The organism is Nocardia mikamii NBRC 108933 (genome assembly GCF_001613505.1).
Taxonomy (GTDB): domain Bacteria; phylum Actinomycetota; class Actinomycetes; order Mycobacteriales; family Mycobacteriaceae; genus Nocardia; species Nocardia mikamii.
The window spans coordinates 682,592-698,359 of sequence record NZ_BDCM01000013.1; the positions used below are offsets into that span (position 1 = coordinate 682,592).

The 15,768-nt window shown below is 69.3% G+C and carries 14 protein-coding genes and 1 pseudogene; 12 read left to right on the top strand and 3 right to left on the bottom strand.

Annotation, left to right across the window (positions count from 1 at the left end; genetic code table 11):
* Window positions 1–92: 92 nt before the first annotated feature.
* The 11 genes and pseudogenes from galT (at window position 93) to NMI01S_RS21415 (ending at window position 12,080) form a co-directional block, all read left to right on the top strand.
* Window positions 93–1,154, top strand: coding sequence for a galactose-1-phosphate uridylyltransferase (galT, locus tag NMI01S_RS21365; protein ID WP_062999992.1), 1,062 nt, complete (start codon window positions 93–95; stop codon window positions 1,152–1,154).
* On the top strand, window positions 1,151–2,257 hold the full coding sequence (gene galK, locus NMI01S_RS21370) for a galactokinase (RefSeq protein WP_084513114.1): 1,107 nt from the start codon (window positions 1,151–1,153) through the stop codon (window positions 2,255–2,257). The genes galT and galK overlap by 4 nt, the downstream gene beginning before the upstream one ends.
* A 33-nt stretch (window positions 2,258–2,290) precedes the next feature.
* Window positions 2,291–3,039, top strand: a pseudogene (locus tag NMI01S_RS21375) (SDR family oxidoreductase).
* A 328-nt stretch (window positions 3,040–3,367) separates the two neighbouring features.
* Window positions 3,368–4,417 (top strand): 3-oxoacyl-ACP synthase III family protein, encoded by a 1,050-nt coding sequence (locus NMI01S_RS21380; RefSeq protein WP_062999716.1) that lies wholly within the window; start codon window positions 3,368–3,370, stop codon window positions 4,415–4,417.
* A 10-nt stretch (window positions 4,418–4,427) separates the two neighbouring features.
* A complete protein-coding gene (locus NMI01S_RS21385) occupies window positions 4,428–5,333 on the top strand; it encodes a beta-ketoacyl-[acyl-carrier-protein] synthase family protein (RefSeq protein WP_062999718.1) in 906 nt (301 codons plus the stop codon).
* Window positions 5,330–7,000: a fatty acid CoA ligase family protein gene (locus NMI01S_RS21390; RefSeq protein WP_062999720.1), complete on the top strand. Its 1,671-nt coding sequence runs from the start codon at window positions 5,330–5,332 to the stop codon at window positions 6,998–7,000. The genes NMI01S_RS21385 and NMI01S_RS21390 overlap by 4 nt, the downstream gene beginning before the upstream one ends.
* Complete coding sequence (locus tag NMI01S_RS21395) at window positions 6,997–7,290, top strand: hypothetical protein (RefSeq protein WP_062999997.1); 294 nt, start codon at window positions 6,997–6,999, stop codon at window positions 7,288–7,290. Before NMI01S_RS21390 ends, NMI01S_RS21395 begins: the two co-directional genes overlap by 4 nt.
* The gene (locus NMI01S_RS21400; protein ID WP_062999722.1) at window positions 7,287–8,327 is read left to right on the top strand and encodes an NAD-dependent epimerase/dehydratase family protein; all 1,041 of its coding nucleotides are present in this window, start codon (window positions 7,287–7,289) and stop codon (window positions 8,325–8,327) included. The genes NMI01S_RS21395 and NMI01S_RS21400 overlap by 4 nt, the downstream gene beginning before the upstream one ends.
* 20 nt (window positions 8,328–8,347) lie before the next feature.
* The gene (locus NMI01S_RS21405; RefSeq protein WP_062999724.1) at window positions 8,348–9,541 is read left to right on the top strand and encodes a hypothetical protein; all 1,194 of its coding nucleotides are present in this window, start codon (window positions 8,348–8,350) and stop codon (window positions 9,539–9,541) included.
* Window positions 9,538–11,682, top strand: a complete 2,145-nt coding sequence (locus NMI01S_RS21410; RefSeq protein WP_062999726.1) for an MMPL family transporter — start codon at window positions 9,538–9,540, stop codon at window positions 11,680–11,682. Before NMI01S_RS21405 ends, NMI01S_RS21410 begins: the two co-directional genes overlap by 4 nt.
* Complete coding sequence (locus NMI01S_RS21415) at window positions 11,679–12,080, top strand: PaaI family thioesterase (protein ID WP_062999728.1); 402 nt, start codon at window positions 11,679–11,681, stop codon at window positions 12,078–12,080. The genes NMI01S_RS21410 and NMI01S_RS21415 overlap by 4 nt, the downstream gene beginning before the upstream one ends.
* Before the next feature lie 13 nt (window positions 12,081–12,093).
* Here NMI01S_RS21415 and NMI01S_RS21420 read toward each other — a convergent pair whose 3' ends face one another.
* A complete protein-coding gene (locus tag NMI01S_RS21420) occupies window positions 12,094–13,023 on the bottom strand; it encodes a quinone oxidoreductase family protein (RefSeq protein WP_062999730.1) in 930 nt (309 codons plus the stop codon).
* A gap of 162 nt (window positions 13,024–13,185) precedes the next feature.
* Between NMI01S_RS21420 and NMI01S_RS21425 the strand changes: the two genes are divergently transcribed.
* On the top strand, window positions 13,186–13,809 hold the full coding sequence (locus tag NMI01S_RS21425; RefSeq protein WP_062999732.1) for a TetR/AcrR family transcriptional regulator: 624 nt from the start codon (window positions 13,186–13,188) through the stop codon (window positions 13,807–13,809).
* 19 nt (window positions 13,810–13,828) lie between these two features.
* On the opposite strand, the gene NMI01S_RS21430 is transcribed toward NMI01S_RS21425, so the two are convergent.
* On the bottom strand, window positions 13,829–14,692 hold the full coding sequence (locus NMI01S_RS21430; protein WP_062999734.1) for an LLM class F420-dependent oxidoreductase: 864 nt from the start codon (window positions 14,690–14,692) through the stop codon (window positions 13,829–13,831).
* A 119-nt stretch (window positions 14,693–14,811) separates the two neighbouring features.
* Window positions 14,812–15,660, bottom strand: coding sequence for an NAD(P)H-binding protein (locus NMI01S_RS21435; protein WP_062999736.1), 849 nt, complete (start codon window positions 15,658–15,660; stop codon window positions 14,812–14,814).
* Window positions 15,661–15,768: the final 108 nt, after the last annotated feature.

A 15,768-nucleotide genomic window follows, 5' to 3' on the forward strand; every position in this document is an offset into this window, starting at 1 on the left:
CCGCGGCCGCGGTGTTACTGTCCGCTGAGATCCGGTGGATCGAGCGGAGGGATGCGATGGCGCGGCCGAGTCCGGTGGTGAGTCGTCGGTCGCTGGCCGACGGCCGCGAGATCATCTACTTCGACAGCGAGCCGGTGCCCCGCACCGCCATCGACACCCGGGACCTGCCCCGCACCAGCACGCATTCCCAGGCCCGTTTCGATCCCCTGCTGGGCGAGTGGGTGGTGATCGCCTCGCACCGCCAGAGCCGGACCTTCCTGCCACCGGCGGATCTGTGCCCGCTGTGCCCGTCGCGCCCCGGCCATCCCACCGAGGTCCCCGAGGCCGACTATCAGGTGGTGGTGTTCGAGAATCGCTTCCCGTCGCTGTCGACCGGCCGCGCCGAACTTCCCGACCACGTCGAAGGGTCACCGGAGACATTGCTGCGCAACGGGTTCGGCCGTTGCGAGGTGGTGTGCTTCACCAGCGACCACGACAGTTCGTTCGCCCAGCTCGATCCGGGCAGGGCACGGCTCGTGGTGGATGCCTGGGCCCAGCGCAGTGCCGAACTCGGAGCGCTCGACGGCGTGGCCCAGGTGTTCTGCTTCGAGAATCACGGCGAGGAGATCGGCGTCACGCTGTCGCATCCGCACGGCCAGATCTACGCCTACCCCTTCCCCGCCCCGCGCACGGCGACGATGGCCGCCAACGCGGCCCGACATCGAAAGGCGCACGGCAGCAATCTGTTCGGCGATCTGCTGGGCGCCGAGCGAGCCGCCGGGATCCGGGTGGTCGCGGCGAACGAGGAGTGGACCGCCTTCGTACCGCCGTTCGCCCGCTGGCCCTACGAGGTCCAGCTCTATCCGCACCGCCGGGTGGCCGACATCCCCGATCTCGACGATGCCCAGCGCGACGGTTTCGCACATCTCTACCTGGATGTGCAGCAACGCTTCGCGCGCCGGTTCGACACCCCGATGCCCTATGTCGCGGCGTGGAACCAGGCACCGAAATCCGTTGTGCCCGGTGATGATTGGTGGCTGCACCTGCAGCTCTTCTCGATCCGGCGGACGGCGCACAAATTGAAGTATCTTGCCGGTTCGGAATCGGGGATGAACGTGTTCATCAGTGACACCACCCCCGAGACGGTGGCCGCCGAGTTGCGGGAGGCGCGGTGAGCACGACGCCCGGACGCGGGGTATGGGTGGCGCCCGGCCGGGTCAACATCATCGGCGAGCACACCGACTACAACGACGGTTACGCACTGCCGATCGCGCTGCCCCAGGTCGTGACCTGCACCGCCGAGATCACCTCGGACGGCGCGGTGCGGGTGAGTTCGAAACAGCACGCCGGACAGGTCCGCGAATCACTCGACGGACTCGCCGACTCCGCGGTCACCGGCTGGGCCCGCTATCCGCTGGGCGTGGTGCACGAATACCGGCGCCGCGGGCACGAACTGTCCGGGGTGGTGCTGGAGATCGACGGGGCGGTGCCGGTGGGTGCCGGACTGTCGTCCTCGGCGGCGCTGGAATGCGCTGTCGCACTGGCGATTCGTGATCTGTTCGGGATCGACGCCGACAGTGCGGAGCTGATCGACATCGGGCGGGCCGCGGAGAACTCGTATGTGGGCGCCGCGACGGGGACCCTGGACCAGTCCGCCTCGCTGCTCTGCACGGCGGGGCACGCCCTGTTCCTGGACTTCGCCACCGGCGACTGCGCCCAGGTTCCCTTCGATCTCGCCGCGGCAGGGCTGCAATTGCTGGTGGCCGATACCGACACCCCGCACCGGCTGGCCGACGGCGGGTACGGCCGGCGCCGGCGCGAATGCGAGCAGGCCGCGCACGCCCTGGGCGTCCATTCGCTGCGAGCCGTCACCGATCCGGCGGAAACCGAGCGATTGGCGGATCCGGTACTGCGGCGGCGCGCCCGCCACGTCGTCACCGAGAACGCCCGCGTGCTGACCGTCGTCGGCCTGCTGCGCGACGGGTGCGATCCGCGCGCGATCGGGCCGCTGCTCACCAGCGCCCACGCCTCGCTGCGTGACGATTTCGAGGTCTCGACGCCGGAACTGGATGCGGCGGTGGCGGCCGCGCTCGACGCCGGCGCCCACGGTGCGCGCATGGTCGGCGGCGGATTCGGCGGCAGCATCATCGCCGTAACCGATATCGGCCGCACCGATTCGATCGCGGCCGCCATCCGGCGGCGATTTCGCGACGACGGTTTCTCGCCACCGCGATTCTTCGTCGCCGTGCCCGCCGCCGGGGCCCGCCGGATTTCCTGATCACGAGGCCGGGCCGCACTAGGGTGGGATGCCATGACCAGGCGCAGAATTCTCATCACCGGTGCGAGTGCGGGCCTGGGGGCCGAAATGGCCCGCCAGTTCGCCGCGCGCGGGCGCGACTCGCACTGTGCGCGCGCCGCATGGAGAAGCTGCGCACACTGCGGGACGACTTGCTGGCGGCCCATCCCGATATCCGGGTTTCGCTGCGGACGCTCGATGTGGACGATCACGAGGCGGTCCCCCGGGTATTCGGTGAATTCCGCGACGAGTTCGGTGGACTCGATCGGGTGATCGTCAACGCCGGCCTGGGCAAGGGCGCGGCCCTGGGCACCGGCCGGGCGGATGCGAATATCGCGACCGCCACAACGAATTTCGTGAGCGCGCTCGCCCAGGCCGAGGCCGCACTGCAGATCTTCCGCGAACAGCGCGCCGGGCATCTGGTGCTGATCTCGTCGATGAGCGCGGTGCGGGGACTGCCCGGGAAGAAGGCCGCGTATTCGGCGAGCAAGGCCGGATTGTCCGCGCTCGGTGAGGGTTTGGCGATCGAACTGCGCCGCGGCCCGATCGCGGTGACCACCGTGCAGCCGGGGTTCATCGCCACCGAGATGTCCGCGCGCGCCGACGACGCCCGGCTGGTCGTTCCGCTCGAGCGCGGTGTGGCCGCGATGGTCACCGCGATCGAGGCCGAGCCGGTGCGCGCCTGTGTGCCGCAATGGCCTTGGCGCGCACTGAACCTCGTGCTGCCGCGACTGCCGCGCGCGGTGGTGGCGCGGCTCGGCTGAGGCGAGTCACGGCAGCCCCGCGGTCGGTGAGGTCTCTCACAATCGACGACCCCGGACGCTGTGAAGTTTCACCAACAATTCGGCGCTCTGCGAGTTAGCGGGTACTCGATTTGCGCCCCACTCCGGCAAAAGCGCCGTCGTAGAGACCGCGCATATCGATAGCCAGATAGTTACTACTTGCTGCGACTTGCTGTCACAAATACATCTTCGGCGCGCCTACTCCGCCGACGCGTCGAGATGCGGATCAAGAATGCTCTAGTTACTCTCGGGTAGCATCACGTCACGAACAAATTCCGCAAGCATTCGTCATGCCAATTCAGGAGGCGGCGTGCCGCATTCTCGTTTCGAAGCGATCGGCGCATATCTACCCGAAAAACGGGTCACCACCGAGGAATTGATATCGCGCCTCACCGTACCGCCGGCCTTCGATCTCGAAAAGATCACAGGCGTGCGCGAACGCCGCGTTCACGATACTGGCCCGGAAACCTACGAAGACTCGTTCGTCCTGGCCGGCAAGGCGCTGGACGACTGTTTATCCAGGTCACAGTACTCCGCGTCGGATATCGAGGTGGTCATCTCCACCTCCATCACCCGAAGTAAGGACGCCGACAGAATATATATGGAGCCGTCGTTCGCCTCGGCTCTGGCACAACGGATCGGCGCGAAGAACGCGATAACCTTCGACCTTTCCAATGCCTGCGCGGGAATGCTCAGCGGAGCCTACATTCTCGATCGGATGATTCGCTCCGGAATGGTGCGCAACGGCATCGTGGTGAGCGGCGAGGCCATTACCCCCATCGCCGATACCGCGGTGCGCGAAATTTCCGATAAATACGATCTGCAATTCGCGTCGCTCACTGTGGGAGATTCCGCGGCCGCGGTGGTGCTCGACCGTTCCGTCGACGAGGCCGACCGTATCGACTACATCGAACTGGTCACCGCCTCGGAGTTCTCCCACCTGTGCCTGGGCATGCCCAGTGACAAAACTCAGGGCGTCGCGCTCTACACCGACAACCGCAAGATGCACAACGAAGCGCGTTTCCTGCTGTGGACCGACACCCAGCGCATGTTCTACGAGAAGCGCGGCACCACATTCGCCGAGGAGAACTTCGACTTCGTCATCCACCATCAGTTCGGCGCGGCGGCGATCCCGTACATGAACGCCATCGCCGAACGGGAATTCGGCGCCCCGATGCCGCCCGACCTCAATGTGCTGACCGAATACGGGAACACCTCCAGCACTTCGCATTTCATCGTGCTGCACGACCATCTGAGTCGCGGTGAGATCCCGGCCGGCTCGAAACTGCTGATGGTTCCGGCCGCCTCCGGAGTGGTCGGCGGCTTCCTGTCCACCACGATTTCGTCTCTGAAGGTCTGAGGTACTGGTCATGGGCGTTGCCATCACATCCACCGGAATCAGTCGCGAGGGCGACACGTTCAGCATCGTCGAGCACAGTGGCCGGGCCGCGCGCCGCAGCCTCGAACGCGCCGGGATCGCGCCGGAGCAGGTCGCGGTGCTCATCAACGCGGGCATCTTCCGCGACTCCAACACCGTGGAACCGGCGGTGTCGGCGCTGATCCAGAAGGAGGCGGGGATCGGACTGGACTACCGATTCGGCGATCCGCGCTCGTTCTCCTTCGACCTGATGAACGGCGCAACCGGTGTGCTCAACGCGGTCCAGGTCGCCCAGTCGATTCTCGAGACCGCCGGGTCCGGCCATGTCCTGATCGTCTCCGGGGACACCCATCCGTCACTGGCCCGATCGGCGGCCGACGACGAATTCCCCTACGCCACCGCCGGTGCCGCGCTGCTGCTCCAGCACACCGACGAGCCGGTCGGCTTCGGCCGGGTACACACCGTCGCGGGTTCGGGCTCCCCCGCGGTGCGGTCGTATGTCGACGTCACCACGATGGGCACGGCCGGGCGCGGACTGATGACGGTGGAACGCGAACCCGGATTCGAGGACCGGCTGCTGGAGGTCGCGGCCGACGCCGGTCGGCGCGCCCTCGACGCCGACGGAATCGATCCCGCCGCAACGGTTCTCATCGCGTCCACACCCACCCCGAAGTTCCCGCAGTTGCTGGCGGACACCCTCGGCATCGGTGCGGTCCGCGCCCCCGATCTGTCCGCCGGCGATCCGCACACCGCCTCGCTGCCGTTGGCCTATCACTGTGCGGTGGAGGAGGACTCGCTCATCGGCTTCGGCACCGTACTGTTCGTCGCGGCGGGTGCGGGACCGTCCGCGGCGGCCGCGGTATACCGCCTGCCGGTCACCGCCGGTGCGGTGGCGTGAGCGGTACCTACTGGCGCGCGGTCGACCGGTTCCGCGTGGTCGCCGCCGCCGAACCGGACCGCACCGCGGTGTATTTCGCCGACGCCGGGCACACGCCCACGCCGCACTATCGGCGGCTGAGCTACGCCGAGCTGGATCGCTGGTCCGACGCGATCGGTGAGCAGCTCACCGCCGCGGGTGTGGGCAGCCGAACCCGCACCATCGTGCTGGTGCTGCCCGGGCCGGAGCTGTACGCGATCATGCTGGGCCTGTTGAAGATCGGTGCCGTACCGGTGGTCATCGATCCGGGCATGGGACTGCGCCGGATGCTGCGGTGCCTGCGGGCGGCCGACGCCGAGGCGTTCATCGGCATTCCGCAGGCGCATGCGGCGCGAGTGCTGTTCCGCCGCTACTTTCGCGGGGTTCGGGTCGCGGTCACGGTCGGGCGGCGCTGGTTCTGGGGCGGAGCGGCCTTCGACAGCTGGGGCCGCCGCCCGTCCGGCACCGCGCCGGACCGCACTCCGGCTCCCGACGACGACCTGCTGATGATCGCCTTCACCACCGGGAGCACCGGACCCGCCAAGGCCGTGGAGATGACCCACGGCAATCTGTCGGCCATGGTCGAGCAGGTCCACGCGGCGCGCGGGCATGTGCCGCCGCAGACCTCACTGATCACGCTGCCACTGGTCGGCATCCTGGATCTGCTGCTCGGCTCCCAGTGCGTGCTGCCGCCGCTGATCCCCAGCAAGGTGGGTTCGACCGATCCGGCGCACGTGGCCGATGCCATCGGCCGATTCGGCGTGCGCACCATGTTCGCCTCTCCCGCCGTGCTGATCCCGCTGCTGCGCCATCTGGAACAGACCGGCACCCGGCTCCCGACGCTGCGCAGTATCTACTCCGGGGGCGCACCGGTCCCGGACCGGTGTATCGCCGGCCTGCGCGCGGTGCTCGACGAGGATGTGCTGGTCTACGCCGGATACGGGTCCACCGAGGCGCTGCCGATGTCGACGATCGAATCGCGCGAACTGCTGGACGGCCTGTCCGAACGCGCCCGCACCGGTGCGGGCACCTGCATCGGCCGCCCCGCCGACCGGGTTCGGGCCCGCGTCGTCGCGATTACCGACGACCCGCTCCCCACCTGGGCGGACGCCGAAGCCCGGGAAGGGGAATTGGCGGCCACCGGCGGCATCGGCGAACTGGTGGTGGCCGGGCCGAATGTGAGCACCCGCTACTACTGGCCCGCCGCGGCGAACGCCACGGGCAAGATCATCGACGGCGAGACCGTCTGGCATCGCACCGGCGACCTGGCGTGGATCGACGATCAGGGACGAATCTGGTTCTGTGGGCGCAAATCTCAGCGGGTCCGCACCGCCGACGGGCCCATGTTCACGGTGCAGGTGGAACAGATCTTCAACGCCGTCGCCGGTGTGGCGCGCACAGCACTGGTCGGAGTGGGCCCGGCCGGAGCGCAGCGCCCCGTGCTGTGTGTGGAACCGCGCGCGGGCGCGGATCGTGACGGCGTGACCGCCGCGCTGCGTGCGCGTGGCGCGGAATTCGAGCTCACCACCAAGATTTCGGAGTTCCTGTGCCATCCGAGCTTCCCGGTGGATATCCGGCACAACGCCAAGATCGGGCGTGAACAGCTCGCGGAATGGGCGGCCCGGCAGATCACCAAGGCGGCGCGATGACGGTGAAAGTTGTCGCACTGCGCGGTATTCCGATCGCCGGTTGGTTGTTTCTGCTGGCCGGTCCGGCGGTCCGGGACTCCGGCCGCCGCTGGCTGCGAACCCTGTGGTGGATCGATGCGGTGCTCAGCATCGGTGTGCACGCCGCCCAGATTCCGGTCGCGTTGCGCGCCGCGCGGGGCAGCGGCCGGTCCCGCCTGTACACCGCCGTCATGACGCAGCTGTTCGGCCTCACCTGGTGGCGTACCGAAACCGCGCGCAGCACGGCATCTTCAGAGGAGAACCAACGGTGAAGGCACTCGTCACGGGCGCATCCGGATTTCTCGGCGGCGCGCTGGCCCGCCACCTGGTACGCGAAGGCGGCCACGAGGTGACCGTGCTCGCGCGGCGCACCAGCAACCTCGGCGATCTGCCCGATCTCGACGGAGTGCGGGTCGCCTTCGGCGACCTCACCGACGAGGCGTCGCTCGAGCGTGCCTGCGCCGGAGTCGATGTCGTGTTCCACAGTGCCGCCCGCGTCGACGAACGCGGCACCCGCGCACAGTTTCGCGCCGAGAACCTGCGCGCCACCGAAGTCCTGCTGCGCGCCGCCCGGGCCGCGGGAGCGACGCGTTTCGTGTTCATCTCGAGCCCGAGCGCCCTGATGGATCGCGACGGCGGCGATCAGATCGACATCGACGAATCGGTGCCGTATCCGCGCCACTATCTGAACTTCTACTCCGAGACCAAAGCCGCCGCCGAGCGCGCCGTATTGGCCGCCGACACCGCGGGTTTCACCACCTGCGCGTTGCGGCCGCGCGCGATCTGGGGAGCCGGCGATCGCTCCGGGCCGATCGTGCGCCTGCTCGGCCGGACCGCGCAGGGGCGCCTGCCCGATCTGTCGTTCGGCCGCTCGGTCCAGGCGTCGCTGTGCCATGTCGACAACATCGTGCACGCCTGCCTGGGCGCCGCCGGCTCCGACCGGGTCGGCGGCAAGGCCTATTTCGTCGCCGACGCGGAGAAGACCGACGTATGGGCATTTCTCGCCGAGGTGGCGGGCGGGCTCGGCTACCCCGCGCCCAGCCGCCGGCCCGATCCGCGGGTGCTGGCGGCCGCCGTCTCGGTGATCGACACCGTCTGGCGCGTACCGGCGATCGCACGGCGCTGGTCGCCACCGCTGTCGCGCTATGTGGTGGCGTTGCTGACCCGCACCGCGACCTACGACACCGGCGCGGCGGCAAGGGATTTCGGGTACGCGCCGGTCATCGACCGCGAACAGGGCCTGGCCCGGTTCCTGTCCTGGCTCGAATCCGAGGGCGGCATCGAGCAACTCACCCGCGAGCTGCGGTAACGCACAGTCAGGAGCCGATCATGAGCACCGTCTTCCGGCGGCGGATCTCGACCACCGAGCGCATGTACTTTCCCATGCGGGATATGGCGCCGCCGTTTCTGATGCAACTGGCGATTCCGGGAACCGGAACCCTCGACGCGGAGCGGTTGCGCCGGGCAGTCGCGGTCGCGGCCGCCGCCTGCCCGGGCGCGCGGCTGCGGTGCGAGGGCAAATACTGGGTGGACACCGGTGTTCCGCCCGCCGTGCGCGAGCTTCCCGGTCACGCCGTGAACTACGACCGCCTCGAGGCGGACCCGGTACTCGCGTCGGCGATCGGCCCCACCCCGGAGACCACCTGTGAGGTGCTGCTGCTGACCGGCGACCCGGTCACCGTGATCTTCCGGGTGTTCCACGGCGTCATGGACGGGATGGGCATGGTGCTGTGGGCCCGCAACGTCCTCGCCGCGCTGCGCGGGCAACAACCGGAGGAGCTTCGCGACCCGGTCGCCGACCGGGAACTGGTGCGGCGCCTCGGCGCACCCGGCCGTCCCACGGCGATGATTCCCCGCTTCCGCTCGGCGGTCGGCCACGGCCGTCAGGAGGTCGGCGGCCCCCGGCATCTGCTGCGGCACCGCAGTATCGCGGCCACCGGTCCCGGTGCGGTGGCACGAGTGTCGGCGCTGCTGGCCGACGCCGCGGGCAGCACGCAGCGGATCATGGTGCCGGTCGACCTGCGCCGCCACGACCCACAGCTGCGATCGACGGCGAATCTGGCGTTGCCGCTGTTCCTCGACATCCGGCCCGGCCAGGATTGGCGGCAGGTTCGCGAAGGCATGCGCACGGGTCTGCGGGAACGCACGGAACTCAATCAGCTGGCCGCAGGCGCGATCGCCAACGCGCCGCACGCGGTCGGCCGCCTCATTCTGCGCACCACCAACGCGCTCGGCGCCCGCCTCGGGCGCAACCTCGCCTCGGCGACGGTCTCGCATATGGGCCGCTTCGATCTGAGCGAACTGGCGGTGCCCGGCTGGTCGCCCACGTCGGTGCGGGTGCTGCCGCAGCACAGCGTCGCGATGCCGCTGCTGTTCGCGATGGTGGAGGCCGGCGGCCGCACCGAGCTGACGGTCTCCGCGCGCAACGGCCACGGCATCGAGGATCGGCTCGAAGCGCTGCTGGACCGCATCGCTGTCACGCTGGAAAGTGAACTGCCGCAACCGGATTCGGTGCGCGCATGACGCGCTGGGCGCGGCTCGTCGGCACGCGACCGAAGCTGGTGCTGCTCGCGGCGATCGGATTCGCGATCATGAGCGGACTGTTCGGCGCCGACGTCCAGCAGCGAGTGAGCGCGGCCGGATTCGCCGATCCCGGAAGCGAATCCGCGCTCGTCGACCGGGTGGTCACCGCGCATCTGGGCCGGCAGAACCCCGATGTGATCGCGATCTACACCGCGCCCGACGGACAGGACCTCACCGCGCTGGGCCCGCGCGTCCAGCGGGCGGTGGACCACATCGATCCGGCGCTGCTGGCCCAGCCGGTGCAGACCTATTGGAACAACGCCCCACCGCGCCAGGGCTTCCTGCGGTCGGCGGACGGCCGACAGGGGCTGGCCGTGGTGTTCGCCGCCGGCGACGACAATCGACGCATCGCGGCCTACCACGACATCGCCGCTGCGCTGACCGTTCCCGGCGTCTCGGTGCGCTTCACCGGCTACAGCGCACTCGCCGACGAGATCGACCGCCAGTCCCGTCACGATCTCGTTCTCGCCGAATCCGTGTCGCTGCCGATCACCTCGGCGATTCTGGTGCTGGTGTTCGGCGGGGTGGTCGCCGCCGGCCTGCCGCTGCTGGTGGGTGTGCTCGCCGTCGTGGGCTCACTGGGCGCGGTCGGAGTGATCGCGCACGTCACCGAGGTGAGCGTGTTCGCCGTGAACGTGGCCTCGCTGCTGGGGCTCGGCCTGGCCATCGACTACGGGCTGTTCGTGGTCACTCGATTCCGGGAGGAGCTCGCGACGGACGTCGCGGTCCCCGAGGCGGTGACCCGCACCCTGGCCACCGCCGGTCGCACCGTCGGATTCTCGGCGCTGCTGCTGGCCTGCGCCTTCGCTGGAACGTTCGTCTTCCCGCAGGCCGTTTTGCGGTCGCTGGGCTTCGGGGCCATCGCGGCGGTGCTGCTGGCCGCGGGGCTGTCGCTGACCGTCCTGCCGGCCGCGCTGGCGCTGCTCGGTCACCGCGTCGGCGCCTGGAGCTGGCGCCGCGACGCCTTCGACCGCGGACAGCGGCGCGCCGAGCGGTGGTGGGGCCGGGTGGTCGACGCGGTCGTGCGCCGGCCCGGCCTCGTGGCCGTCGCCGTGGGCGGGCTCCTGCTCGCACTCGCCACGCCGGTGCTGGGCGTCCGGCTCGGCGATGTCGACCACACGGCCCTGCCGGCGGGCAATGCCGTGCGCGCGGGCGTCGACGAACTCGCCACCCGTTTCCCGGAGGCCGGCAGCGGCGCGACCGTCCTGCTGCGCGGTGACGGCGCACCGCCCGACTCCCGGCCCACCGCCGCCGCGATCCGCGCGCTCGGCGCGATCCCGGGTGTGCACGACGTGCAGCGACTCGCCACGGTGGACGACGCGGTCGTGCTGCACGCGGCGCTGGACGACCCCGACCGCTCCCCCGCCGCGACCGAAACCGTCACGCGCATAAGGGAACTCGACCCACCCGAGGGCGTCGACATCCAGGTCGGCGGCGACACAGCGGCCACCGTGGACAGCGTCGCGGCCATCACCTCCCGGATGCCGCTGATGATCGCGGTGATGGTGCTCGCCACGCTGATCCTGCTCGGCGCGGCGTTCCGCTCGGCGGTGCTGCCGGTCAAGGCGGTACTGCTGGCCTTCCTCAGCCTGGCGGCGACCTTCGGCATCCTGACCTGGATCTTCTGCCGGGGCCATCTGGCCGACCTGTTGCACGTGAGCGTGGGACCGCTCTCGGCGGGGATGATGGTGCTGATCATCGCCGTCGTCTTCGGGCTCTCCACCGACTACGAGGTCTTCCTACTCTCGCGCATGGTCGAGGCCCGCCACGCCGGTTGCGACACCGTGTCCGCGGTCCGCACCGGCACGGTTCGCACCGCCCGCGTGATCACCGCCGCCGCAACGCTTCTGGTGTTCATCACCGGCGCCTTCACGCTGTCCCCGCTGACGCCGATGCGTTTCCTCGGCCTCGGCATGATCCTGGCGCTGATCATCGACGCCACGCTGGTGCGGATGCTGCTGGTGCCGGCGCTGGTGCGATTGATGGGCCCGCTGAACTGGTGGCCGATGCGGTCCGCGCGCGATCGTTACCCCGAAGGTAATGGACCTCGCGCACGCGTACGGGCAAGCTCGACCTCATGATCGATACCGAAGGAACCCGGCTGTTCCACAGCACCATGCCGTTCACCGAGAAGCTCGGCGTCGAGGTGCTCGAGCACGGGCCGAAGCTGGTGCGTAGCCGGCTCGCGTGGGACGAGAGCCTGTGCACGCTCGGCGGCGTCCTGCACGGCGGGGTACTGATGTCGCTGGCCGACGCCACCGGCGCGGTGTGCGCGTACCTGAATCTGCCGGAGGGCAAGCAGGGCACCACGACCGTGGAGTCGAAGACGAACTTCCTGCGGGCGGTACGGTCCGGTTACGCGGTGGCCTCGTCGACGCCACTGCACGCGGGGCGCAGCTTCATCGTGGTGGAAACCGAAATCCACGACGACGCCGGCAAACTCGTCGGCAAGGTCACCCAGACCCAGGCGGTGTTGTGAGCCGACGCGCTCATCACACGCCGGGTCCGGCGCTGATCGCCATCCGCCCCACGGTGCGGCGGGTGGCGATCAGATCGATGACGGCATCCACTTCGGTCCAATCGTGGACCTGCACGCGCGGCCGTAACTCGTTCTGCTCCATCAGCTTCCACAACTGCGCCCGGTACCGCTCGATCAGTTCGGGTTCGGTGCGCGACAGCAATCCCATCGAAAAACCGGTGACCGTTTTGAGCTCACCCAGCAACGTGGAGGTGTCGACCGGGCCGCCGCCCGCGCTGAAGGCGACCAGCGTGCCGTGTGGGCCCAGGCTGTCCACACCGCGCTGCACCATGTCACCGCCGACACCGTCGAGCACGACATCGAAGGTCTCGGACCACGGACGGTCGTAGGTCACCGCGGCATCGGCGCCGCACTCCCGCACGAAATCGAATTTGCCGGCCGACCCGACCGCGGCGACCACCCGGGTCGCTCCGGCCGCCCGGGCGAGCTGCAGCGCCAGATGTCCGGCTCCGGAGGCGGCGGCGGTGATCAGAACCGAGCTGCCCGCAACGGATTTCGCGGCGCGCACCACCCCCATCGCGACCAGGCCGCCACGCACCACGGCAAGAGCGTCGGCCGCCGGCACGCCGGCCGGGATCTCGGTGACCATCGCCGGTGTGGCACAGACGTATTCGGCGTACAACGAGGCGAACACCACCCCGCCCACCCGAGTGCCGATCCAGGATTCTCCGAGATCGGAACCCACCGCGACCACCGTTCCGACCATCTCCCCGCCGGGATTCGCCGCGGCATCGGCCCGCAGCATCCGCACCAGGCCGACACTCACACCGGTCAACTCGGTACGGACCAGCAATTGCCCGGGGCCGGGCACGGGACGTTCGATCTCCACGATCCGGGCGTCCGCGAGGCGATCCGTGGCCGGTGTGAACTGGATTGCGCGCACTGACAGCGCCTTTCGACCTGGGCGATATGCCGCCAACTGGAACTCGGATGACTCGGCAGCGGGTGCCGGGCAACCGGGTCAAATTCTTACTACCGACGTAAGATTAGGCGGACGTCTCGAAGTACGTCAAGGCGATTTTTACGTCGGTGGTAATCTTCTGACATGACCAGCGCACCCCCGGGACTGCGGGAGACCAAGAAGCAGCAGACCCGCCAGGAGATCTCCGACACCGCGACCAGACTGTTCATCGAGCGTGGATTCGAAGCGACCACGATCGCCGAGATCGCCGAGGCCGCACGGGTGGCGAAGAAGACCGTCACCAACTACTTTCCCCGCAAAGAGGATCTGGCACTGGATCACCACGAGCAGTTCGTCGGCGCCCTCGCCGCGGCGGTGACCGCCCGCGCCGCGAACGAATCGGCCCTCGACGCGCTACGACGCCGGTTCCGTACCGCGGCCCAGGATCACGCCGCCGACCTCGGCTTCTCGGGACCGGAGTTCAGCCGCATGCTCGCCGACAGCCCCACACTCACCGCGCGGGTGCGCGAACTTCACGAGCTGCGCGAACAGGCCCTCGCCGAGGTGCTGCCCGGTGACGACCTGCTGCGCCGGGCGGCCGCCGCCCACTTCGCGGCGGCCTGCCGACTGCTGTTCCAGCGGATTCAGCAGCTACAACTGTCGGGCGCCTCGCGGCACCACGTCGCGGCCACCGTCACCGCCGAGGCCGAGCGGATCTTCGATCTGCTGGAACCGGCCTTCGGCGAGTACGGCCGCGCATCGGGGTGAACGAATCACAGTGGACGAATCAGAGTGAACGCAGCCGCGGCACCAGCTCCGCCGCCCGTTCGGCGTATTCGACCGGATCCCGGTCGGGCATGATGTCGAATTGCGTAATCCCCAGTGCCGCATAGCGTTCGGCGTCGGCCACGAAGGCGTCGGGATCGTTCACGACCGGGCCGAGGTAGGTGGCGGTCTTGCGGATCGCTTCGTAATCGCGGCCCTCCGCCGCGCAGTGCGCGCGCAGCACGTCGAGTTTGTGCGCGACATCCTCGGGCGAGGAGGCGAACAGATTGCACGCGTCGGCGTAGCGGGCGACCAGCAGCAGGGTCTTCTTCTCTCCGCCACCACCGATCAGGATCGGCGGCCGCGGACGGCTCAACGGCGCCGGTACACACAATGTTTCGTCCAACCGGTAGTGCGCGCCCCGGTACGGGCCGTTGTCGTCGCTCCACATCTGCAGACAGATCTGCAGCGTCTCCTCGAGTCGTTCGAAGCGCTCCCCCATCGGCACCAGCGGCACTCCCAGCCCGCGCTGCTCCCGCTCGTACCAGGAGGCGCCGATACCGAGCTGCGCTCGCCCGCCCGACAGCACGTCCAGGGTGGTGACGATCTTGGCGAGCAGGCCGGGGTACCGGTACATCACCCCGGTCACCAGCACTGCCAGGCGCATCCGCTCGGTCAGCGCGGCGACGTACCCCAGGGTCGTGTAGGCCTCGAGCATCGGCTCCTCGGCCACCCCGGTGTGTTCCATCTGGAAGTAGTGATCCATCACCGTGAATTCGGCGAAACCGCCCTCCTCGGCGATCCGCGCGGTCTCCGCGATGGCGCCGGCGGTGAGCGCCGGATCGGCGGGAGTCGAGAAGTTCCAGTAGTGCAGACTCAGTTCCATGACGCCTCGATTCTGCGCAGCGGTGGACAGGTGTCGATACCCGCACCCAGCCTATCCATCGCCGCCGCGCCGACCGCCGACGACCGGTGCGGCCGGCGTGAAACCGTTGTGGCCGTTGCCTATTCGAATTCGGCGCGATGGTCGCGGGCCCATTCCCGGAAGGTGCGGGCGGGGCGGCCGGTGATCTGCTCCACGTCCGGATGGATCACCGAGGTGAACGAATCCAGTGCGGTGGCCCGCAGCGCCATGATCGCGTCGGCCATGACCTCGCCGACCCCGGTGCCGAGCAGGGCGGCACGCGCCTGCGCCGGTTCGGTGGACACATAGCGCAGCGGCCTGCCCAGAACCTCCGACAGAATCCCGGTCTGCTCGCCCGGCGTCAACGCCTGCGGGCCGCTCAGCATATGGATGCGGGCGTCGTGCCCCGCCTCGACCAGTGTGGCGACGGCGACCGCGGCGATATCCGACGGGTCGATCACCGCGATACGCCCATGCCCGTAGGGGGCGTAGACCGTATCGTGCTCGCGCACCGTCGGCGCCCAGTGCAGGGCGTTGGACATGAAGCCCAAGGGGCGCAGGATCGTCCACGCGAGCCCGCTGTCGACTACCGCACGCTCACCGGCGCGATGCCAGGCCGGGATCGGATCGGTCGCCTCGGTATCGCCGGCGCGACCCGAGGACAGCTTCACGATGCGCTCGGCCCCCGCCCGCGCGGCCGCGGTCGCGACAGTGCGGTCGTGTTCGGCGAGATCGGGGCCGGACGACAGCAGAAACACCCGGGATACCCCGCGCAGGGCGGGCGGCACCGTATCCGGCCGCCCGGGATCGCCGCCGACGACCTCCACCCCCGGTGGCAGCGCGGCGGCGCCGGGGCGACGCGTCAGGGCGCGCACCGGTTCGCCCGCGGCGAGCAGGTGATCGATCACGGCACGTCCGACGGTTCCGGTGGATCCGGTCACGAGAATCATGAGCACTCCATCTCCCGGTCAGGGGTCTCGACCGCGGGACCGCTGCCCGCGCTCGATCAGGGTCCGATCCAGGAGGCGTCTCCGGCCATCCAGCGCAGCGGCCGATGC

Coding starts and splice junctions, on each gene's coding strand:
- NMI01S_RS21385 (WP_062999718.1), top strand. CDS start 4,428: ATGGGCGTTGCCATCACATCCACCGGAATCAGTCGCGAGGGCGACACG.
- NMI01S_RS21395 (WP_062999997.1), top strand. CDS start 6,997: ATGACGGTGAAAGTTGTCGCACTGCGCGGTATTCCGATCGCCGGTTGG.
- NMI01S_RS21405 (WP_062999724.1), top strand. CDS start 8,348: ATGAGCACCGTCTTCCGGCGGCGGATCTCGACCACCGAGCGCATGTAC.
- NMI01S_RS21410 (WP_062999726.1), top strand. CDS start 9,538: ATGACGCGCTGGGCGCGGCTCGTCGGCACGCGACCGAAGCTGGTGCTG.
- NMI01S_RS21415 (WP_062999728.1), top strand. CDS start 11,679: ATGATCGATACCGAAGGAACCCGGCTGTTCCACAGCACCATGCCGTTC.
- NMI01S_RS21425 (WP_062999732.1), top strand. CDS start 13,186: ATGACCAGCGCACCCCCGGGACTGCGGGAGACCAAGAAGCAGCAGACC.
- NMI01S_RS21430 (WP_062999734.1), bottom strand. CDS start 14,692: ATGGAACTGAGTCTGCACTACTGGAACTTCTCGACTCCCGCCGATCCG.
- NMI01S_RS21435 (WP_062999736.1), bottom strand. CDS start 15,660: ATGATTCTCGTGACCGGATCCACCGGAACCGTCGGACGTGCCGTGATC.